The following is a 20,213-nucleotide window of genomic DNA, read 5'->3' on the forward strand; positions in this document are numbered from 1 at the left end:
AACCTGGCTCACCCGCGGCGGGCGCGGTGCTGGTGAATAGCGGATTGGATGGCGGCTAGCACATCAGCACTCGGCTCGTCGGAAGCCGTTTTTACTGCCGATGGCACAGATACGGGAATTGGCGCTTTTGTGGCAAAGCGCTCGATAACCCACGACATCACGCGGATCATCAGCACCAATAGAATTAGAAAGAGAAATACGAAGCCCAGGCCGAACAGCATGAGCTCGACACCCTCGAGCAGGAGTTCACTAGGGGTCATCTTGGCTCCATTACCAGCTACGTTTGAGCTGCGTTAATTATTAGATAGGAGCGCCCAGGAGCCGATCCCGGGCAAAGCTGGCGAACCTTAGCGTGAAACGAGCGTTTGAAGCAAACCCAACCCCACGAGATGGGACATTTTCGGTAGAAAAAGCGTCATCCACCTAAAGCAAGAACAAGCTGGCCAAACCCAGGAAAATAAAGAATCCACCACCGTCAGTCACCGCAGTGATCATCACGCTGGCACCCATTGCCGGATCACGCCCCATACGCACCAGCGTCATAGGAATCAGCACACCCATCAATGCCGCCAGCAAGAGGTTCAAAGTCATCGCCGCAGTCATCACCACGCCCAACGACCAGCTGTCGTAGAGCAGGTAAGCCACCACACCGATCACCCCACCCCAGACGATACCGTTGACCAGGCCAACGCCCAGTTCTTTGCGAATCAAGCGCGAAGTATTACCGGTACTGACCTGATCCAGCGCCATGGCGCGCACGATCATGGTAATGGTCTGGTTACCGGAGTTGCCACCAATACCCGCAACAATCGGCATTAGCGCCGCCAATGCCACCAGTTTCTCGATCGACCCTTCGAACAAACCGATCACCCGAGAGGCCATAAAAGCGGTAACCAGGTTGACCGCCAGCCAGGCCCAGCGGTTGCGCAGGGACTTCCACACCGAGGCGAAGATGTCTTCCTCCTCACGCAAACCGGCCATATTGAGGACTTCGCTTTCGCTCTCCTCACGAATCAGGTCGACCATCTCATCGATGGTCAAACGACCGATCAGCTTGCCATTCTTGTCTACCACCGGCGTGGAGATCAGGTCGTAACGCTCGAAGGCCTGGGCAGCGTCGTAGGCATCTTCATCGGGGTGGAAGCTCACTGGATCGGTAGCCATGACCTCGCTGACCAGCTTCTCCGGGTCATTCACCAGCAGGCGCTTGACCGGCAACACACCCTTGAGCACGCCGTCGTAATCGACCACAAATAGCTTGTCGGTATGCCCTGGCAGCTCTTTGAGGCGACGCAGGTAGCGCAACACCACTTCCAGGCTGACATCTTCGCGGATGGTCACCATCTCGAAGTCCATCAGCGCGCCGACTTGCTCTTCCTCATAGGACAACGCTGAACGCACGCGCTCGCGCTGCTGCGCATCGAGGGTTTCCATCAGCTCGTGCACTACATCGCGCGGCAACTCGGAGGCCAGATCGGCTAGCTCGTCGGCGTCCATATCCCTGGCAGCGGCGAGAATCTCGTGATCATCCATGTCCGCGAGCAGGGTTTCCCGCACCGCATCGGACACTTCGAGAAGAATGTCGCCATCACGCTCGACCTTGACCAACTGCCAAATGGTCAGGCGGTCTTCGAGCGGCAAGGCTTCGAGAATATGGGCGACGTCGGCCGAGTGCAGGTCATCAAGCTTGCGCTGCAGCTCGGCAAGGTTCTGCCGGTGCACCAGGTTTTCCACCCGGTCGTGGTGCTGGCCTTCCTGACGATGAGTCAGGTCCTCGACCAGCTTGTGCCGATGCAACAGCTCGACCACCTGAGCCAGGCGATCCTGCAGGCTTTCTTGCGGCTTTTTTGCTTCTACTTCAGTCATGGCGCGCTCCACCCCCAGCGGCAGCGCACGCCACAGAGGGTCAATCAGTCAATACGTGATTGCACAATCGAGATTCAGAGTAACTACTGGGTAAGTCCATGGTGGTTTTCCACAAGCCCCGGCGGGGCTGACGCGGCGAATGATACCACCGCCCAGGCGCTTTGCATGTGACAAAAACAAACCTAGAACAAGCGCTTGCACGACAAACTTAAGCGCGCCTGCACATCTGTAATTGCGACGTGCCAGACACAGGCAAAGGCACGCCTGGCGCAGACAAAGGCATCGACTACCCTTTCACATGGACCGTCACGGAGGACGCACCATGCATGGACTGCGCTGCGCAGCTTTCTGCGCCATTCTGCTTTGCCCACTGCCCACACTCGGCTCAACGGTATTTCGCTGCGAAGACGCCAAAGGCCACGTTACTTTCACCCGCCAGGGCTGCCCCGACACGCACAACCAAAGCCTGCAACAGGCCTACAACCCTACACCGGGTAGCGGTAAACCGGTGCCATTGGCCAAACCGCGCAAACCCAGCCGCGAGAGCAAGAAGAATGACCAACAGGAGCTGACGGTGGTTGGCATAAAGCAACACAGCTGCGGCAACCATCTGAGCAGCAGTGAACGGCGCGCCGCCATCATCAAGCAACAGATACGCTTAGGCATGAGCCGCAGTGATGTCGAGAGCAGCCTTGGCAAGCCCGACAAGATCACCGAACAGAATGGCCAGACGCGCTACGTCTACCAAGGCAAGAAAGGCAACAAGCGTAACGTCAGCTTCGACGAAGCCGGCTGCGTCAAAGGCAAGGCTAAAGCCAAACGAAAGTCGGCGAATAAATAATGACCCGACGTCATTTTTAGCACTATCCAGTGATAAACCACAGGTCGCCACCACCGGATGACCAGCCATAAAAAAGGGCCTGCATCGCTGCAGGCCCTTCTTGTTTGGTGCACTCAGGAGGATTCGAACCTCCGACCGCTCGGTTCGTAGCCGAGTACTCTATCCAGCTGAGCTATGAGTGCAAATGGCGCTTTTAAACCAGATCACCGCTGGCTGAAACAAAATGGCCTGCATCACTGCAAGCCATTTCGATTTGGTGCACTCAGGAGGATTCGAACCTCCGACCGCTCGGTTCGTAGCCGAGTACTCTATCCAGCTGAGCTATGAGTGCATGTAACGCTTGCACTGCAGACTTTAAACATCGACGCCTACAGCACTAATAATGGCGGAGAAGGGGGGATTCGAACCCCCGACACCCTTTTGAGATGTACTCCCTTAGCAGGGGAGCGCCTTCGGCCACTCGGCCACCTCTCCGCAACACGGGGCGCATGATAACCATGTTTTCCCCGTTTGCAAAGCCAAAATTTCGATAAAAATTAGTGGCTTGGTTCTTCGCCTTTCTCTTTCTGGATGCGCTGGTAAATTTCCTCGCGGTGCACCGCAACCTCTTTCGGCGCGTTAACGCCAATGCGCACCTGATTACCTTTAACGCCCAACACGGTGACAGTGACTTCGTCACCCACCATCAGGGTCTCTCCGACCCGGCGAGTCAGAATCAGCATTCCTTTCTCCTTACGGATATCAGTTCAGGACAACAGCAGTCTGCAAAAAAGAAAATGGTGGCAGCCCCGAACATCTCAAACAGAGCCTTCACCCAAGTATTGACCAGTGTGAGCAGAAAGAAAGTTCCTGCTCATGCCAACCAAAAAGACAAAAGGCGCGGGATAAACCGCGCCTTTCGGATAATGCCTCAGTCGCCCTGACGGGCCGGGGCATCCAGTTCGAAAGCAGTGTGCAGGGCGCGCACTGCCAACTCCAGATATTTCTCCTCAATTACCACGGAGACTTTGATCTCCGAGGTGGAGATCATCTGGATATTGATATTTTCCTTGGCCAGCGCTTCAAACATGCGACTAGCAACACCGGCGTGGGAGCGCATGCCAACGCCAACGATGGAGACCTTGGCAATCTTGGTGTCGCCGATCACTTCACGCGCGCCCAGCTCGCGGGCGGTATTTTCCAGCACCTGCTGCGCAGCGATGTAGTCATTGCGATGCACGGTAAAGGTGAAGTCAGTGGTGTTATCGTGCGCAACGTTCTGCACGATCATGTCCACTTCGATGTTCGCAGCACTGATCGGGCCGAGAATTTTGAACGCCACGCCCGGGATGTCCGGTACGCCACGGATGGTCAGCTTGGCTTCGTCGCGATTGAAGGCGATGCCGGAGATGATCGGCTGTTCCATGGATTCCTCTTCATCAAGGGTAATGAGGGTGCCCGGCCCCTCTTGGAAGCTGTGCAGCACGCGCAGCGGGACGTTGTACTTGCCGGCGAATTCCACCGAGCGAATCTGCAGCACCTTGGAACCGAGGCTGGCCATTTCCAGCATCTCTTCGAAGGTGATTTTTTCCAAGCGCTGAGCCTGCGGCACCACACGCGGGTCGGTGGTGTAAACGCCATCAACGTCGGTGTAGATCTGGCACTCGTCAGCCTTCAGCGCAGCAGCCAGCGCCACACCGGTGGTATCGGAACCGCCACGACCAAGGGTGGTGATGTTGCCGTGCTCGTCAACACCCTGGAAACCTGCAACAACCACCACACGACCGGCCTTGAGGTCGGCACGCAGTTTCTGGTCATCGATTTGCAGGATGCGCGCCTTGTTGTGCGCGCTGTCTGTAAGGATGCGCACCTGGTTACCGGTATAGGACACCGCCGGCACGCCAAGCTTGATCAGCGCCATGGCCAGCAGTGCTATCGTCACCTGCTCGCCGGTAGAGACCATCACGTCGAGTTCACGCGGTACCGGCTGACCATCACTGACCTGCTTGGCCAGCTCGATCAGGCGATTGGTTTCACCGCTCATGGCGGAAACCACAACCACAATGTCATCGCCGTTTTCGCGGAACTTCTTCACCTTCGCGGCCACCTGCTGAATACGCTCAACAGTGCCGACGGAGGTGCCGCCAAATTTCTGTACGATCAAAGCCATTTCAAAGCCGCCTCAGCCCGTGAAGGGCGCCCATTAAACAGATAACTCAATACCCTGCCAAGGCCCGCCGGGCGTATACCGGACCTTAGTCTTTGCACTCCAGCAGCCAGGTGCTTACAGACCTTGCTCAGCAAAGGTCACGGCCAGCGCCAGCGCACCATCCAGTGCAGCAGCATCAACGCCGCCGCCTTGCGCCATGTCCGGACGACCGCCACCTTTACCACCAACTGCCGCAGCGGCTTGCTTCATCAGCTCGCCGGCTTTCAGCTTGGCGGTCAGGTCCTGGGTCACGCCGGCAACCAGCACGACCTTGTCGTCCTGCACGCCGCCGAGCAGGATCACCGCACTGCCGAGCTTGTTTTTCAGTTGATCGACCATCGCCAGCAGCGCTTTGCCATCCAGGCCGTCGAGACGCGCCGCCAGCACCTTGATGCCTTTGACGTCGACCGCCGAACCAGCCAGGTCATTGCCCGCCGCACTGGCGGCCTTGGCCTTGAGCTGCTCCAGCTCTTTTTCCAACTGACGGCTGCGCTCCAGCACACCTGTCAATTTGTCCAGCAGGTTGTCGCGACTGCCCTTGACCAGCGCGGCAGCTTCTTTCAGCTGTTCTTCCGCACCATTCAGGTAGTCAAACGCTGCCGCACCGGTAACGGCTTCAATTCGACGTACACCAGCCGCCACACCGCCTTCGCTGGTGATTTTGAACAAGCCGATATCACCCGTACGCGAAGCATGAATACCACCGCACAGCTCGACCGAGAAGCTGCCACCCATGCTCAGCACGCGCACGTTATCGCCATATTTCTCGCCGAACAGCGCCATGGCGCCTTTGTTCTTGGCGGATTCGATATCGGTTTCTTCAGTTTCAACCGCAGTATTTTTGCGAATCTCGGCGTTGACGATGTCTTCCAGCGCCTTGATCTGCTCGGGCTTGATCGCCTCGAAATGGCTGAAGTCGAAGCGCAGGCGCAGGCTGTCCACCAGCGAGCCTTTCTGCTGTACGTGCTCGCCCAGCACCTGGCGCAAGGCGGCATGCAACAAATGCGTCGCAGAATGGTTCAGCGACGTGGCTTTGCGCACATCGGCTTCAACATTGGACTCGACGGCAGCACCGACCTGCAGACTGCCTTCGGTCACCACGCCGTGGTGCAGGAAAGCCCCACCGGCTTTGGTGGTATCGCGCACGTCGAAGCGCACGCCAGCGGCCTGCAGGAAGCCACAGTCGCCGATCTGCCCGCCGGACTCAGCGTAGAACGGCGTCTGATCGAGGACCACAACGCCCTCCTCGCCTTCCATCAAGGCATCCACCGCCTGACCGGCCTTGAACAGGGCCAGCACTTTACCGTTGCCGGAGGCAGCGTTATAGCCAAGGAAAACAGTTTCGCTGTCGACCTTGACCAGATTGTTGTAGTCCATACCAAAGGCGCTAGCGGAACGGGCGCGCTCGCGCTGCGCCTGCATTTCCCGCTCGAAACCTTCTTCGTCCAGGGTCAACTCGCGTTCACGGGCGATGTCGCCTGTAAGGTCCATCGGGAAGCCGAAAGTGTCGTACAGCTTGAAGATCACATCGCCCGGAATGACGGAACCTTTGAGCTCGGCCAGATCCTGCTCGAGAATTTTCAGGCCCTGCTCCAGGGTCTTAGCGAACTGCTCTTCTTCGGTTTTCAGCACGCGCTCGATATGCGCCTGCTGCTGTTTCAGCTCTGGGAAGGCATCGCCCATCTCGGCGACCAGCGCGGCAACGATCTGGTAGAAGAAGCTGCCCTTGGCACCCAACTTGTTACCGTGACGGCAGGCACGACGGATGATGCGGCGCAGCACATAACCGCGACCTTCGTTGGACGGCGTCACGCCGTCGGCGATCAGGAAACCGCACGAGCGGATATGGTCAGCCACCACTTTCAGCGAAGCCTGGCCCTCGTTGGCGCAACCGATGGCCTTGGCCGCAGCATTCAACAGGCTTTGGAACAGATCGATCTCGTAGTTCGAGTTGACGTGTTGCAGCACGGCGCTGACACGTTCCAGGCCCATACCAGTGTCCACGCTCGGCGCCGGCAGCGGGTGTAGCACGCCGTCGGCAGTCCGGTTGAACTGCATAAACACGTTGTTCCAGATTTCGATGTAGCGATCACCATCCTCTTCCGGCGAGCCGGGTGGGCCGCCCCAGATATGTTCGCCGTGGTCGAAAAAAATCTCGGTGCACGGGCCACACGGGCCGGTGTCACCCATGGTCCAGAAGTTGTCGGAAGCGTATGGCGCGCCTTTGTTGTCGCCAATACGGATCATCCGCTCGGCCGGCACGCCGACTTCCTTGGTCCAGATATCGTAGGCTTCATCGTCCGTGGCGTAGACGGTAACCCAGAGCTTTTCCTTGGGCAGGCTCAGCCAGTTTTCGCCGGTGAGGAATTCCCAGGCGAAGTGAATGGCGTCGCGCTTGAAATAGTCGCCAAAGCTGAAGTTGCCGAGCATTTCGAAAAAGGTGTGGTGACGCGCGGTGTAACCGACGTTTTCCAGGTCGTTGTGCTTGCCGCCGGCGCGTACGCACTTCTGGCTGGTGGCGGCGCGGGTGTAGGCGCGCTTTTCCAGGCCGAGGAAGCAATCCTTGAACTGGTTCATCCCCGCGTTGGTGAACAGCAGGGTCGGGTCATTGCCCGGAATCAGGGAGCTGGAGGCGACACGGGTGTGTCCCTTCTGTTCGAAGAAGCTGAGGAAGGCTTCACGGATTTCTGCGCTTTTCATAGGAATCTTCCAAAAACCAGCGGCCACGACAAAGCCGGCAAAGGGCCGCATTATATCGGGCCTGCGCTAGGGGGCTAGTGCCTTTATTGATAGAGAGCGACTATTCATCGCCCCAAGACAATCAATTCCGGCGAAATTCAGCGAAGGTCGCCACCACCTGATCGATATCCGCAGCGGCAATATCCAGATGAGTGACCATGCGCAGCCGTGGCGCAGCGCTGAGCTTGATCCCGCGCTCGGCGCAGAAGGCTTTCAGCGCGCCAGCCTGCTCGCCAACCTGGGCATAGACCATATTGGTCTGCACCGGCTCCACCGCATAACCCAGCTCGCGCAAGCCGGCAGCCAATCGCTCGGCGTTGGCGTGATCCTCGGCCAGGCGCGCCACCTGATGCTGCAGCGCATACAAGCCGGCCGCCGCAAGCATGCCGGCTTGGCGCATCCCGCCGCCGACCATCTTGCGCAAACGCCGCGCCCTGGCGATCAGCTCGACCGAACCGCACAGCACCGAGCCAATCGGTGCGCCGAGGCCTTTGGACAGGCACACCGACACCGAATCGAAGTATTGAGTGACCTCCCGCGCCGGCACGCCCAGCTTGACCGCTGCGTTATACAAACGCGCGCCGTCCAGATGCAGGGCCAGGCCGCGCCGCGTGGTCAGCTCACGTGCGGCTTGCAAATACGCCTGCGGCAGCACCTTGCCCTGCATGGTGTTTTCCAGCGCCAGCAGGCGGGTGCGGGCGAAGTGGAAATCATCCTGCTTGATCGCTGCCTCAACCTTGGCCAGGTCCAGCGAACCATCGGCTTCGCCATCAATGGGCTGCGGCTGGATCGAACCGAGCACCGCCGCGCCGCCACCTTCGTATTTATAAGTGTGCGCCTGCTGGCCGACGATGTATTCGTCACCGCGCGCGCAATGACCCATCAGCCCGAGCAGGTTGCTCATGGTGCCTGTGGGTACAAACAGCGCCGTTTCAAAGCCCAGCTCAGCCGCCAGAAACTGTTCCAGGCGGTTGACCGTAGGGTCTTCGCCGTACACGTCATCACCCAGTTCGGCGGCCTGCATGGCCTCGCGCATGCCGGGAGTCGGCTGAGTGACGGTGTCGCTGCGCAAGTCAATAACGGGCATGGCGGGTTGTCCTTAGATGGGGCGAAACCCCGATGCTAAAGCGCGCCACTCAGGCAAACAAGGTACAGATCAGACGAGAAAGCGCAGGACAGATTGCACCAATAAATCGCTTTACGATCTCGCGAGCTAGAGCCATGCAAGGCGAAAACAGGCGAGGAAGCGGAGTGTACTGCTGTACATGAGCATTCCGAGCCTGTTTTCAACGCAGCAGGGCCGACGCGCAGCAGATCGTAACTGGCTCAGGCCAGCTGCACGTCTTCGGCGGGCACGATCAAAATGCCGGCGCGCAGGCCGTTCTTGACCTTGGGGTTGGGGAAAATAATGCGTGCGCCCGGCTCATCCACCACCCAGCGGGTATCGGCCAGGTCTTCGGCCAGCAGGTAGCCCACCGGCAGCTCGCTGAAATTCTCGATATCAGCCGGCAGGTGCAGCTTGAAGGCGTCGCTGTGCTTGATCACTTCGCGCGCCACGGCAAACAGCTTGAGCGGGCCCAGATCATCGCTGGCGCCTTCGGGATCGCGGCCTTCGATCAACGCCTGCAGATGCAATTCGAGCAGGTCCAGATTGACCAGTTCGTTCTGCCCGAACGGCCGCGCCTTGCCCAGCTCGAGGGTGAAGGCTTCCGCCCCAAGCTGGGTGTAGGTATAGGCGCTAAAGGTGATCGAACTCTTGTTGTGCAGCAGCACCGCCTCGATTCCGGCAGCGCTCAAGCGCGCCAGTTCACGCTGACTGCGCGGGCGGCCTTCCTGAAACGGGTAGAGGGCGAATTGCTCGATCTTCGATGCACGAATCGCGGTGTGCAGGTCGTAATGCAGGCGGGTGCGCTCTGGCTTGCTGAAGAAGGTTGCTGCCAGATGCTCCAGGTCACAGGCACGTAACGCTTCGGCACCGGTGTGCTGATCGTGGCGACCGTTGAACAGACGGTTGATGTCCTGCTCGATATAACGCTCACCGCTGCGCATGGCAGCAGGGTTACCAAACAGAAAAAGAATGCGCGCGCGCGGCTTCAGCTGGTTGCGGGCAATGCCCTGCAGCAGACGGTCGAGCAATTCAATCGGCGCGGTTTCATTGCCATGGATGCCGGCAGACAACAGCAGGTCCATGCCATTGTCGCTGGCTACTGGCGGCGTTATTTCCAACGCACCTTCGGCCAGCCAACGCAAACGCGTACCCTCGGGGGTCAGCTGAATTTTCGCTGCCGGTTCATAGCCGGCCAGGGTCAGTTCAAGCAGTTTGCCGAGGGCAAGCATAGGCATTTCCTCAGAGCGTAAAGGGGCTCTTAGTGGTTGCAGTCAGGACCATGCACGTGATCGCCGTCTTCGTCCGCCAGACCAGCAGCTTCCATTTCCAGCTCCAGGCTGACCAGGTTGGTGGCCAGCGGGCGCAGCAGCAGATTGGCGTATTCGGCAGCGCCCTCCTCCACGTCTACACCGATCATCAGCTGGTTGTTGCCAACCTGCTGAAACCAGATTTCCTGGCCCTGCCAGATCACGGCAAAACGTGTGCAGGAGGTTTCCAGCTGGGTGCCGTCAGTGTCTTCGAGGATCAGTTGCAGGGCGTCGCTCATAAAATCTCCACAGGTATTGGCGTGGGGTGGATGTCGTTTTTACATCCACCCAGCCCGTCATGATGGGTCGATAAAGCGTGACCCACCCTACTCAAGCTAATTGGAATGGATAAACCGCGCCCAGTTTAAGGATCTGCGTCAGTTCGTCCAAGGCCGCGCGGCATTCATTGAGCAATTGTGGGTCAGCCAGATCATTTTCGCTCAGACGATCGCGGTAGTGCTTGTCGACCCAGACGTTGAGCGTGTCGTACAGTGTCGGGGTCATGATTACGCCCTGATTGACCGCTGCCAGCTCGTGCTCCTTGAGCGCCACGCGCAGGCGCAGGCACGCCGGGCCACCGCCGTTCTGCATGCTCTGCTTGAGGTCGAAGACTTTGACCTCGCGGATCGGCCCGTTACCGCTGGTCAGTTGCTCCAGGTAGCGCCAGACATTGGCGTTGTTGCGGCACTCTTCCGGCACGATCAGCAGCATGCCGCCATCAGCGCGGTTGAGCAGCTGGCTATTGAACAGGTAGGACTTGACCGCATCCTCTACCGTCACCGCATCACGCGGCACGCAAACGGCCTGGAAGTTGCCGCCTCGGCGGGCGAGCTTGTCGCTCAGCTCGGCCAGCACCTTGTCGGTGTCGAGGAAGGCGTCCTGGTGATAGAACAGCACCTCGCCATTGCCCACCGCGATCACGTCGTTGTGGAACACACCCTGGTCGATCACCGCTGGCGTCTGCTGGGCGTAAACCACACCGTCATCGCTCAGGCCGTGCAAGCGGGCAACCGCCTGCGAAGCTTCCAGAGTCTGCCGCGCCGGGTAGCGTTGCGGAGCCGGGAAGCGGCTGTCGAAGGCGCTGCGACCAAACACGAAAAACTCCACGCCAGCATCGCCATAGCCTTTGCAGAAGCGCGTGTGGTTGGCTGCACCTTCATCACCGAACTGACCGACGGCCGGCAACGCCGCGTGGTGAGCGAAGTGCTGCTCATTGGCGAACATCGCGCCGAGCACACGACTGGTGGTTGGGTGTTCGATCGAACGGTGGAATTTGCAGTTGAGGTTGGCTGCAGTGAAATGCACGCGGCCATCAGCAGTATCAGCACTCGGGCTGACGGTGCAGGCGTTGGCCGTCCACATGCTGGAAGCCGAGCAGCTGGCAACCAGCAGCGGCATGGCGTCTTTCGCGGCCTTCTGGATCACCTGCGCGTCAGTCCCGGTAAAACCCAGGCTGCGCAGCACCGCTACATTCGGGCGCTCCTGCGGGGCCAGTACGCCCTGCTTGAAGCCCATTTCCATCAAGGCCTTCATCTTGGCCAGGCCCTGCTTGGCCGCTTCTTTCGGGTTGGAGGCGACCTGGCTATTACTCTGTGAGGCGACGTTACCGTAAGACAGACCACCGTAGTTGTGAGTCGGCCCGACCAGACCGTCGAAGTTTACTTCAAAGGCAGCGGCTTCAAATGAGTTGCTCACAGGCTTACTCCGGGGGTCAGGGTGGCGGGCAGGCTCAAGCTGTCGGATTCCAGCGAGGCCACCGGGTAGGCGCAATAATCGGCTGCGTAATAGGCACTGGCGCGGTGGTTGCCGGAGGCACCCACACCGCCAAACGGCGCGGTGCTGGCAGCACCGGTCAGCTGTTTGTTCCAGTTGACGATACCGGCGCGGCTTTGCAACCAGAACTGCTCGTAACGCGCCTTGGAGTCGGACAGCAGGCCAGCAGCCAGGCCGTACTGGGTGTTGTTGGCCTCGGCGATGGCCGCATCAAAATCGGCGTAGCGAATCACCTGCAGCAGCGGGCCGAAGAACTCTTCATCCGGACGATTGGCCACCTCAGTCACATCAATGATGCCAGGGGTGAGCAAGGCTGCACCCGGCAACGGCTGAGTCATTTCCAGCAGCGGCTTGGCGCCCTGGGTCAACAAATGCTGTTGCGCCTTGATCAGGTGCTGCGCGGCAGCCAGGGAAATCACCGAGCCCATAAACGGCGCCGGCTGGGCGTCGAAACTGCCAACTTTGATGCTTGCAGCAACCTCCACCAAGCGCTCCAGCAGGCTATCGCCCCACGCGCCTTGCGGCACCAGCAGGCGGCGCGCACAGGTGCAGCGCTGGCCAGCGGAGATAAAGGCCGACTGAATGATGGTATACACGGCTGCATTGAGATCAGCGACCTGATCGACCAGCAGCGGGTTGTTGCCGCCCATTTCCAGGGCGAGGATCTTGTCCGGGCGCCCGGCAAACTGATTGTGCAGCAGGTTGCCAGTACGGCTGGAACCAGTGAAGAACAAACCGTCGATACCGTCATGCGCGGCCAGCGCCACACCGGTATCGCGCGCACCTTGCACCAGGTTAAGCACGCCCGCCGGCAAGCCGGCTTCGATCCAGGATTTAACGGTCAGCTCGGCGACTTTCGGGGTCAACTCGCTGGGCTTGAACACCACGCAGTTACCCGCCAGCAGCGCCGGCACGATATGGCCGTTGGGCAGGTGGCCGGGGAAGTTGTACGGGCCAAATACTGCGACCACGCCATGCGGCTTGTGCCGCAGCACGGCAGTGGCGTCGGCCAACGGGCCACTCTTCTCACCGGTTCGCTCGCGGTAGCTCTGCACCGAGATGGCGATCTTGTTGACCATGCTGGTGACTTCGGTGGCGGTTTCCCACAGCGGCTTGCCGGTTTCCTCACCAATGCAGTGACCCAGCGCATCAGCATGGCTTTTCAGGGTGGCGGCAAACTGCTCAAGCACGGCAATGCGTTCATTCAGCGAGCGCGAGGCCCAGGCCGGGAATGCGCTGCGGGCGGCTTGTACGGCAGCATCAACCTGCGCGGCACTGGCGGCCTGGCCCTGCCAGATGGCTTCCTGGCTGACCGGGTTGAGCGATTCCAGGGATTCACCCTGGCCAGCGTGCCAGGCACCGGCAATGTAATGAGTGCTCATCTTGTTTTATCACTCCCAGCAAGGTGTAGACCCGGCCTGCGCCGGATCGGCAAATAGACACAGCGGCGTCGCACTACTTAGGCAAGCGGCTTTAGCCGCGAGCGGAAACCGCGACCGCGCGCACCTGATCGCCCGCAGACAGCTGCAGGCGCTTGGCGGTTTGTGCGTCGACCACCAGGGTGCCGGCGGCCAGGCGTGCCGGCGCGGCCGTAATCCGGCAGTCTTCGCACTTGCGGTTATGAATCAGGAAACGTGGCGCGTCATCACCTGGGGTGCCGACGGCCAGCACCAGCACTTGGCTGTCGTGCACCGCGCGAATCTTCGCGGTTTCGGCCTCGATGGCCGGACCAGCGTCGAAGATGTCGACATAGCCCTGATAGCTGAAACCCTCACCCTTGAGCATGGCCAGTGCCGGCTCGGTGTCCGGGTGCACGCGACCGATGATGTTGCGCGCGTCCTCCGAGAGGAAGCAGGTGTAGAGCGGAAACTTGGGCATCAGCTCGGCGATAAAGGCCTTGTTGCCCACGCCGGTGAGATAATCGGCCTGGCTGAATTCCATCTTGAAGAAGTGCCGACCCAGGCTTTCCCAGAACGGCGAACGACCCTGCTCATCGGACATGCCGCGCATCTCGGCAATCACCTTGTCGCCGAACAACTCGCGGAATTCGGCGATAAACAGAAAGCGTGCCTTCGATAGCAGCCGGCCATTCAGGCCGCTGCGCTGATCGCTGCGCAGGAACAGCGAGCACAGCTCGGAGTTCCCGGTCAGGTCGTTGGCGAGAAACAGCGTAGGCACCTGACGGTGGATATTCAGCTCCTGCGAGGCACTCACTGTCAGGCCGACCCGGTAGTTGTACCAGGGCTCACGCAGGCCCACGGCACCGGCAACGGCCGAAATACCGACCACCTCGCCATTGTCGTCTTCGAGCACGAACAAGTAGTCGGCATCGGCACGCGCAGCTTCGCCACGGAAGGTTTTCTCGGCCCAGCCCACGCGGTGCGCCAAGCGCTCCTCGTTGGCGGGCAGAGTGGTCAGGCCAGCGCCGGTGCTGCGTGCCAGGTCAAACAGGGCCGGAAGATCGGCGCTGCGTACGGGACGAACGATCATGCGCTAACTCCTTAAACCGCAACCAGGCGTACGCTAACGCCTTCGCCGACGCCCAGGGCCTCGGCGGCCGCCAAACTCAGGGTGACCGGCTTACCCGGCACCCAATCAAGGTCCACCACGATGGCGCGGAAATCCTGCAGCTGGCCGTTACTCACCAGATACGGCCGCCCACCTTTGACCGGCTCACCGATACGCAGCGGCACCACACGGCTCTGGGCAATCGAGCGGATGCCCGAGGTACGTGCATGCAAGGTTGGGCCGCCGTCGAAGATGTCGATGTAATGATCGGTCTCGAAGCCTTCACGCATGAGGATGTCGAAGCTGATCTGCGCCCGCGGATGCACCTGACCCATGGCCTCTTGCGCCTCATCGGGCAGCAGCGGCACATAGATCGGGTAATGCGGCATCAATTCGGCGAGAAAGGTGCGGCTCTTCAGACCACACAGGCGCTCAGCCTCGGTGTAGTTCATGTCGAAGAAGTTGCGCCCCACCGCATCCCAGAATGGCGAATCACCGGCCTCGTCGCTGTAACCGACGATTTCCACCACCAGCGCATCGGCAAAACGCTCCGGATGGTTGGCGAGAAACAGCAGGCGACCGCGCGAGTTGAGTTCAGACCAGGCAGTGTTCACCAGCGACCGCTCGACGTAGAAGCTGGTCAGCAGGCTGTTGCCGGTGAGGTCGTGGCACAGCGAGAGCACGTGGATCTTGTTATGGATCTTCAGCTCGCGGGAGTTGTGCACGAAGGTTTCGTTACGGAAGCTGTAGAACGGCTCCGAATAACCAGCCGAGGCGACGATGCCGGAACAACCGACCAGGCGGCCGCTCTCGCTGTCTTCGAGGACGAAGAAGTAGCTTTCTTCACCGTTAAAGCTGACCTCGGCGGAAAACGAAGCTTCCGATGCGGCGATTTTTTCGCGCAGACGATCGCTGTCGTCCGGCAGTGAAGTCACACCAACCGGGCTGTCCGCGGCGAGACGCTGCACTTCAGTGAGGTCGGCCATTTGCGCGGGGCGCATCACCAGCATGGTGTCACTCCTTTTGATAAAAGCTCCAAGCTGCCCAAACCGGGCGGCCTAGAGAAAACCGCAACAAACGCTGCGGCACACACAGAGACGGGCTTCCTTGCTGTTTGCTCAATCCATCCGTAGGTCGAGCGGGCACAGCCTGGTCCACCGCACTCGCGGCGGACCAGACCGGCAATCAGGCTTGAGCCAGCTTGGCCACGGCACGTTCGAAACGTGCCAGACCTTCATCGATATCGGCATCTTCAACCACCAGGCTTGGGGCAAAACGCACCACGTCCGGGCTGGCCTGCAACACCATCACGCCTTCCACTGCCGCAGCGTCGAGAATTGCCTTGGCCTTGCCTTTCCAGGCATCGGACAGCACCGCACCGATCAGCAGACCGAGGCCGCGCACTTCACTGAACACGCCGTACTGCTGGCCGATCTGCTCCAGCTTGGTTTTGAAACGCTGATGCTTGGCCTTCACCCCAGCCAGCACTTCAGGGGTGTTGATGGTGTCGATCACCGCCTCACCCACCGCGCAGGCCAGCGGGTTGCCGCCGTAGGTAGTGCCGTGGGTACCGACGGCCAGGTGTTTGGCCAGCTCGCTGGTGGTGAGCATCGCGCCAATCGGGAAACCGCCGCCCAGGCTCTTGGCGCTGGAGAGGATGTCCGGGGTCACGCCGTAGTGCATATAGGCGAACAGCTCGCCGCTGCGGCCCATGCCGCTCTGCACTTCGTCGAACACCAGCAGCGCATTGTGCTTGTCGCACAGCTCGCGGGCCGCTTGCAGGTAAGCCAGGTCAGCCGGCAGCACGCCGCCCTCACCCTGAATCGGCTCCAGCACCACGGCGCAGGTCTTGTCGGATACCGCAGCCTTCAGCGCCTCGATATCGTTATAAGGAATGTGGCTGATGCCCTGGATCTTCGGGCCGAAACCGTCGGAATACTTCGGCTGGCCGCCAACGCTGACGGTAAACAGGGTGCGACCGTGGAAACTGTTGGTCGCGGCGATGATCTCGCATTTGTCTTCGCCGAACTTGTCGAACGCTACACGACGGGCCAGCTTGAACGCGGCCTCGTTGGCTTCAGCGCCGGAGTTACAGAAGAACACGCGTTCGGCGAAGGTGGCGTCGATCAGCTTTTTGGCCAAGCGCAGGGCCGGTTCGTTAGTGAACACGTTGGATACGTGCCAGAGGTTGCCGGCCTGCTCGGTGAGCGCCTTGACCAAAGCTGGATGGGCGTGGCCCAGCACGTTGACGGCAATACCGCCGGCAAAGTCGATCAGCTCGCGACCGCTTTGATCCCACACGCGCGAACCGGCGCCACGTACTGGAATAAAGGCAGCGGGTGCGTAGTTGGGCACCATCACCTGGTCGAAATCGGCGCGTTGCACCGGGTCGTGCTGAACGGACATCTGAGCTCTCCTAACGAGGAACACCTGCATTCAATAGCAGGCGATGTGAAGGATTGTAGGGACTGATCCGGGGCCGGCATTGCCGCCATGCGACAACTTCTTATAGCGCCAACCCGAGGAAAACCGCTGCTTTCGCAAATGCGACAGAAAGCATCGGGAAGGCGCAGTTTAAATGCAGCCACCCGCCTTGGCGCGGTTTTCTCGGCCACGCGGAAAAGGAATTTGGCCGCACAGGCAGCCGGGATCAAACAAGAGGTAATGGCCTGGCTAGGCAGTTACCGGAATCACCGCCGGCACTGGCGGGCTGTCCAGACAGAGAAATTCGATCAGGCGCGCTTTCTGCGCCATGGCGTCCTGATAACCCAGTTCGATCAACTCATTGCAGTAACCCGGCTCGAACAGCAGGTAACTCAGCACACCGGCGCCGCTGGCCTTGGTTGCCCCAGGGCCACGTAGAAACAGACGCAGCGCCTTGGGCAGTTCATGACGATGGCGCGCGGCGATCAGGTCCAACGGCTGACTGGGGGAAATCACCAGCACATCCACAGGCTTGAGGCCCAGGCCACGCGGGTGATTTTCGGCGGGAATCAGTCGGCCCATCTGGTTAAGCCGCTCAAGCAGCTCGATATCGCTTTCCAGGCTGTCAATAAAGGTGCTGTTAAGCATATGCCCACTGATCTGCGCCAGACTCGGAGGCCGGCTCTGCTGCGGGCGCACCACCGGCACCTGGGCCTGCGGTCCGGCCGCCGGATTGCCGCTGACGCCAACCACCAACACCCGCGTCGCACCCAGGTGTAAGGCTGGGCTGATCGGAGCGGACTGGCGCACCGCGCCATCACCGAAGTATTCACGGTTGATCTTTACCGGCGGAAAAATCAGCGGGATCGAAGCGCTGGCCAGCAGGTGTTCCAGTGCCAGCCGCGTTGGCACGCCGACGCGGCGATGACGAAACCAGGGATCAATGGTGGCGCGGCCTTGATAGAAGGTCACCGCCTGGCCGGTTTCATATCCGAAAGCGGTCACTGCCACGGCGCGCAGCTGGCGGTGACGCACGGCGGCGGCAATTCCGCTGAAATCCAACTCCCGTCCAAGCAGATCGGCCAACGGCGAGCTGTCGAGCAGCGCCACCGGTGCCTGACCACCTAATCCGAGCAAGCTGTGGCCGATAAAACGGCTGGCTTGGCGCAATACGCCTGGCCAATCGCTGCGGTACACCTGATGGGTATGAAAGCCCTGCCAAACACTGGTCAGCCGGCGTACGGCCTCAGTGAAGTGCAATGCACCGCAGGCCAGGCCCACTGCATTGATGGCCCCCGCCGAAGTGCCGACGATCACCGGAAAAGGATTGTGCGCCGCATTGGGCAGCAGGTCGGCAATCGCCGCCAGCACCCCCACCTGATAGGCCGCCCGTGCGCCGCCACCGGAGAGAATCAGCCCGGTAACAGGCTGACTGGTTGGAGCGGTGTACGGCATAGGCTGCTTCCTGTTGTTTTTCAGCCAGTATAGGAGCCTGCCAGGCGCACACGGAACCATCAGGCGCCAAGAAAACCAACTTCAACCGAACAACCCGCCAATTGGATGGCGGCTCTAATCAAAAACTAACGCTTCTTCTTATATAGCTTCGGCTCGCCTTGCGGCCGCGTCTTGAAGCGGCGGTGCGCCCACAGGTACTGCTCAGGGCAGACACTGATGGCTTGCTCGATCCACTGATTGACCCGCAGGCAGTCGGCCTCTTCGCTCTCAGTGGGGAAATCTGCCAGTGACGGATGGATCACCAGGCGATAACCCTGGCCATCGGGCAAGCGCTGCTGGGTAAAGGGAATAACCTGAGCGCGGCCCATGCGGGCGAACTTGCTGGTAGCAGTGACGGTGGCCGCCTGGGTACCGAACAAGGGTACGAACACACTGCGCTGCGCGCCGTAGTCCTGATCCGGCGCATACCAGACCACACCACCGGCCCTCAGCAGCTTGAGCATGCCGCGCACATCATCACGGCCAATCACCCCGAGCAGGCGCTGCTCGCGACCGCGACGTTGCACGTAGTCGAACAACGGATTTTTGTGTGGGCGGTACATGCCGTACATGCTCTGGGCCATACCAAGCAGGCCGCCGCCCATTTCCAGGGTGGTGAAATGCAGCGCCATAAGGATCACGCCCTGGCCGTCGGCCTCGGCCTGGCGCAGATGCTCCAACCCTTCGATGGTACCCAGGCGACGCAGACGCTCTGCGGGCCACCACCAGGCAATGGCCATCTCAAAGAAGGTAATCCCGGTGGAGGCGAAATTCTCTTTAAGCAGCGCCTTGCGCTCGGCCCTCGGCATCTGTGGAAAACACAGTTTCAAATTGCGCGCGGCAATCCTGCGCCGTGAACTGGCCAGGCGATACATCACGCTGCCCAGGCAGCGTCCCAGCCACAGCAGCACTTTGTAAGGCAGCTGGGCAATCAGCCACAGCAGACCCAGGCCCAGCCACAACAGCCAGAAACGTGGATGCAGAAAATAAGCGCGAAATACAGGGCGATCCATAAAACAGGTCCGAGGCACGCAATAAAGCGCGGCATTCTATCAGGAGTTTGTTCGCCGCCCGGTTTCACAGTGCGCAGCTTGCGAGCGCGCGGCGTTCTCGCTATAAGTCCGGGCTACTTCTATAAAGCCGCTATAAGGCCGCCCCAGGCAGACCATGAGCCAAGCCGATCTCCTCGAGCAAGACCCCGTATTCCAGCTAAAAGGCAGCATGCTGGCCATCACCGTGATGGAGCTGGCGCACAACGACCTCGCCCGCCTCGACCAACAGCTCAGCGAAAAAGTCGCCCAGGCCCCAGCCTTCTTCAGCAATACCCCGCTGGTACTGGCTCTGGACAAGCTTCCGGAAGGCGAAGGCATGCTCGATCTGGCCGAGCTGATGGCGGTCTGCCGCAAGCACGGCCTGCGCACTCTGGCAATTCGCGCCAACCGCGAAGCCGATATCAGCGCGGCTGAAGCGTTGGACTTGCCTGTACTGCCGCCTTCCGGGGCGCGTGAGCGCGCCATCGACCTGGCCCCAGCGAAGCCGGAAAAACCCGCCGAACCCGAACTCAAACCGAGCAAGATCATCACCACCCCAGTGCGCGGCGGCCAGCAGGTGTATGCCCAGGGCGGCGACCTGATCGTCCTGGCCCCGGTCAGTGCCGGTGCGGAACTTCTCGCCGATGGCAACATCCATGTTTACGCACCGATGCGCGGCCGGGCACTGGCGGGCATCAAGGGCAATCTCAAGGCACGGATTTTCTGCCAGCAAATGGGCGCCGAATTACTGTCCATCGCCGGCCACTACAAGGTCGCCGAAGACCTGCGCCGCGACCCGTTATGGGGGGAGGCGGTGCATGTCAGCCTGTCGGGTGACGTGTTGAACATCACCCGCCTTTAACGGATACTGCCGCCACTTTTCAAACAGGGCAGCCGGAAGCCTGAATAGGCCATGGAACCTGCGTTTTCTCTA

At 60.3% G+C, this 20,213-nt stretch carries 17 protein-coding genes and 3 tRNA genes; 2 read left to right on the forward strand and 18 right to left on the reverse strand.

Translation table 11 applies throughout. The features are described from left to right. Positions 1–8 precede the first annotated feature (8 nt). Positions 9–260 carry an OadG family protein gene (locus tag AACX99_RS12780; protein WP_339412303.1) on the reverse strand — a complete coding sequence of 84 codons (252 nt, stop codon included), beginning with the start codon at positions 258–260 and terminating at the stop codon, positions 9–11. A 163-nt stretch (positions 261–423) separates the two neighbouring features. Next, positions 424–1,866, reverse strand: coding sequence for a magnesium transporter (gene mgtE, locus AACX99_RS12785; protein ID WP_339412305.1), 1,443 nt, complete (start codon positions 1,864–1,866; stop codon positions 424–426). 322 nt (positions 1,867–2,188) lie between these two features. Here mgtE and AACX99_RS12790 point away from each other — a divergent pair, with 322 nt between their 5' ends. Then, positions 2,189–2,707 carry a DUF4124 domain-containing protein gene (locus tag AACX99_RS12790; RefSeq protein WP_339412307.1) on the forward strand — a complete coding sequence of 173 codons (519 nt, stop codon included), beginning with the start codon at positions 2,189–2,191 and terminating at the stop codon, positions 2,705–2,707. A gap of 105 nt (positions 2,708–2,812) precedes the next feature. Here AACX99_RS12790 and AACX99_RS12795 read toward each other — a convergent pair. The 16 genes from AACX99_RS12795 to AACX99_RS12870 all read right to left on the reverse strand — a co-directional run bounded on the left by AACX99_RS12795 (position 2,813) and on the right by AACX99_RS12870 (position 19,261). Beyond that, positions 2,813–2,889, reverse strand: a tRNA-Arg gene (locus AACX99_RS12795). Between the two features lie 72 nt (positions 2,890–2,961). Beyond that, positions 2,962–3,038: transfer RNA gene (locus AACX99_RS12800), tRNA-Arg, on the reverse strand. Between the two features lie 52 nt (positions 3,039–3,090). Further along, positions 3,091–3,181, reverse strand: a tRNA-Ser gene (locus tag AACX99_RS12805). A gap of 62 nt (positions 3,182–3,243) precedes the next feature. After that, positions 3,244–3,429, reverse strand: a complete 186-nt coding sequence (gene csrA, locus AACX99_RS12810; protein ID WP_025165378.1) for a carbon storage regulator CsrA — start codon at positions 3,427–3,429, stop codon at positions 3,244–3,246. 188 nt (positions 3,430–3,617) lie between these two features. Beyond that, positions 3,618–4,856, reverse strand: coding sequence for an aspartate kinase (locus tag AACX99_RS12815; protein WP_339412309.1), 1,239 nt, complete (start codon positions 4,854–4,856; stop codon positions 3,618–3,620). A 114-nt stretch (positions 4,857–4,970) separates the two neighbouring features. Further along, complete coding sequence (gene alaS / locus AACX99_RS12820; RefSeq protein WP_339412310.1) at positions 4,971–7,595, reverse strand: alanine--tRNA ligase; 2,625 nt, start codon at positions 7,593–7,595, stop codon at positions 4,971–4,973. Between the two features lie 121 nt (positions 7,596–7,716). Then, entirely contained in the window at positions 7,717–8,721 is a 1,005-nt protein-coding gene (ltaE, locus tag AACX99_RS12825) for a low-specificity L-threonine aldolase (RefSeq protein WP_339412312.1), read from the reverse strand. A 239-nt stretch (positions 8,722–8,960) separates the two neighbouring features. Further along, positions 8,961–9,971: a succinylglutamate desuccinylase gene (gene astE, locus AACX99_RS12830; protein ID WP_339412314.1), complete on the reverse strand. Its 1,011-nt coding sequence runs from the start codon at positions 9,969–9,971 to the stop codon at positions 8,961–8,963. Positions 9,972–10,000: 29 nt separating this feature from the next. Beyond that, on the reverse strand, positions 10,001–10,288 hold the full coding sequence (locus tag AACX99_RS12835) for a topoisomerase II (RefSeq protein WP_339412316.1): 288 nt from the start codon (positions 10,286–10,288) through the stop codon (positions 10,001–10,003). Between the two features lie 91 nt (positions 10,289–10,379). After that, positions 10,380–11,744: an N-succinylarginine dihydrolase gene (gene astB, locus AACX99_RS12840; RefSeq protein ID WP_339412317.1), complete on the reverse strand. Its 1,365-nt coding sequence runs from the start codon at positions 11,742–11,744 to the stop codon at positions 10,380–10,382. Beyond that, positions 11,741–13,204 (reverse strand): succinylglutamate-semialdehyde dehydrogenase, encoded by a 1,464-nt coding sequence (astD, locus tag AACX99_RS12845; protein WP_339412319.1) that lies wholly within the window; start codon positions 13,202–13,204, stop codon positions 11,741–11,743. Before astD ends, astB begins: the two co-directional genes overlap by 4 nt. Before the next feature lie 91 nt (positions 13,205–13,295). After that, positions 13,296–14,312, reverse strand: coding sequence for an arginine N-succinyltransferase (gene astA, locus AACX99_RS12850; protein WP_339412321.1), 1,017 nt, complete (start codon positions 14,310–14,312; stop codon positions 13,296–13,298). Positions 14,313–14,323: 11 nt separating this feature from the next. Continuing rightward, positions 14,324–15,340 carry an arginine/ornithine succinyltransferase subunit alpha gene (gene aruF / locus AACX99_RS12855; protein ID WP_339412322.1) on the reverse strand — a complete coding sequence of 339 codons (1,017 nt, stop codon included), beginning with the start codon at positions 15,338–15,340 and terminating at the stop codon, positions 14,324–14,326. A 175-nt stretch (positions 15,341–15,515) separates the two neighbouring features. Next, a complete protein-coding gene (locus AACX99_RS12860) occupies positions 15,516–16,736 on the reverse strand; it encodes an aspartate aminotransferase family protein (protein WP_275963279.1) in 1,221 nt (406 codons plus the stop codon). A gap of 267 nt (positions 16,737–17,003) precedes the next feature. Beyond that, positions 17,004–18,209, reverse strand: coding sequence for a patatin-like phospholipase family protein (locus tag AACX99_RS12865; RefSeq protein WP_339412325.1), 1,206 nt, complete (start codon positions 18,207–18,209; stop codon positions 17,004–17,006). A 125-nt stretch (positions 18,210–18,334) separates the two neighbouring features. Next, complete coding sequence (locus tag AACX99_RS12870; RefSeq protein ID WP_339412327.1) at positions 18,335–19,261, reverse strand: lipid A biosynthesis lauroyl acyltransferase; 927 nt, start codon at positions 19,259–19,261, stop codon at positions 18,335–18,337. A 154-nt stretch (positions 19,262–19,415) separates the two neighbouring features. Between AACX99_RS12870 and minC the strand changes: the two genes are divergently transcribed. After that, on the forward strand, positions 19,416–20,141 hold the full coding sequence (gene minC / locus AACX99_RS12875) for a septum site-determining protein MinC (RefSeq protein ID WP_339412328.1): 726 nt from the start codon (positions 19,416–19,418) through the stop codon (positions 20,139–20,141). Positions 20,142–20,213 lie beyond the last annotated feature (72 nt).

Source organism: Pseudomonas sp. EA_35y_Pfl2_R5 (genome assembly GCF_963970805.1).
GTDB lineage: Bacteria > Pseudomonadota > Gammaproteobacteria > Pseudomonadales > Pseudomonadaceae > Aquipseudomonas.

Coding starts and splice junctions, on each gene's coding strand:
- AACX99_RS12780 (WP_339412303.1), bottom strand. CDS start 260: ATGACCCCTAGTGAACTCCTGCTCGAGGGTGTCGAGCTCATGCTGTTC.
- mgtE (WP_339412305.1), bottom strand. CDS start 1,866: ATGACTGAAGTAGAAGCAAAAAAGCCGCAAGAAAGCCTGCAGGATCGC.
- AACX99_RS12790 (WP_339412307.1), top strand. CDS start 2,189: ATGCATGGACTGCGCTGCGCAGCTTTCTGCGCCATTCTGCTTTGCCCA.
- csrA (WP_025165378.1), bottom strand. CDS start 3,429: ATGCTGATTCTGACTCGCCGGGTCGGAGAGACCCTGATGGTGGGTGAC.
- AACX99_RS12815 (WP_339412309.1), bottom strand. CDS start 4,856: ATGGCTTTGATCGTACAGAAATTTGGCGGCACCTCCGTCGGCACTGTT.
- alaS (WP_339412310.1), bottom strand. CDS start 7,595: ATGAAAAGCGCAGAAATCCGTGAAGCCTTCCTCAGCTTCTTCGAACAG.
- ltaE (WP_339412312.1), bottom strand. CDS start 8,721: ATGCCCGTTATTGACTTGCGCAGCGACACCGTCACTCAGCCGACTCCC.
- astE (WP_339412314.1), bottom strand. CDS start 9,971: ATGCTTGCCCTCGGCAAACTGCTTGAACTGACCCTGGCCGGCTATGAA.
- AACX99_RS12835 (WP_339412316.1), bottom strand. CDS start 10,288: ATGAGCGACGCCCTGCAACTGATCCTCGAAGACACTGACGGCACCCAG.
- astD (WP_339412319.1), bottom strand. CDS start 13,204: ATGAGCACTCATTACATTGCCGGTGCCTGGCACGCTGGCCAGGGTGAA.
- astA (WP_339412321.1), bottom strand. CDS start 14,312: ATGATCGTTCGTCCCGTACGCAGCGCCGATCTTCCGGCCCTGTTTGAC.
- aruF (WP_339412322.1), bottom strand. CDS start 15,340: ATGCTGGTGATGCGCCCCGCGCAAATGGCCGACCTCACTGAAGTGCAG.
- AACX99_RS12860 (WP_275963279.1), bottom strand. CDS start 16,736: ATGTCCGTTCAGCACGACCCGGTGCAACGCGCCGATTTCGACCAGGTG.
- AACX99_RS12865 (WP_339412325.1), bottom strand. CDS start 18,209: ATGCCGTACACCGCTCCAACCAGTCAGCCTGTTACCGGGCTGATTCTC.
- AACX99_RS12870 (WP_339412327.1), bottom strand. CDS start 19,261: ATGGATCGCCCTGTATTTCGCGCTTATTTTCTGCATCCACGTTTCTGG.
- minC (WP_339412328.1), top strand. CDS start 19,416: ATGAGCCAAGCCGATCTCCTCGAGCAAGACCCCGTATTCCAGCTAAAA.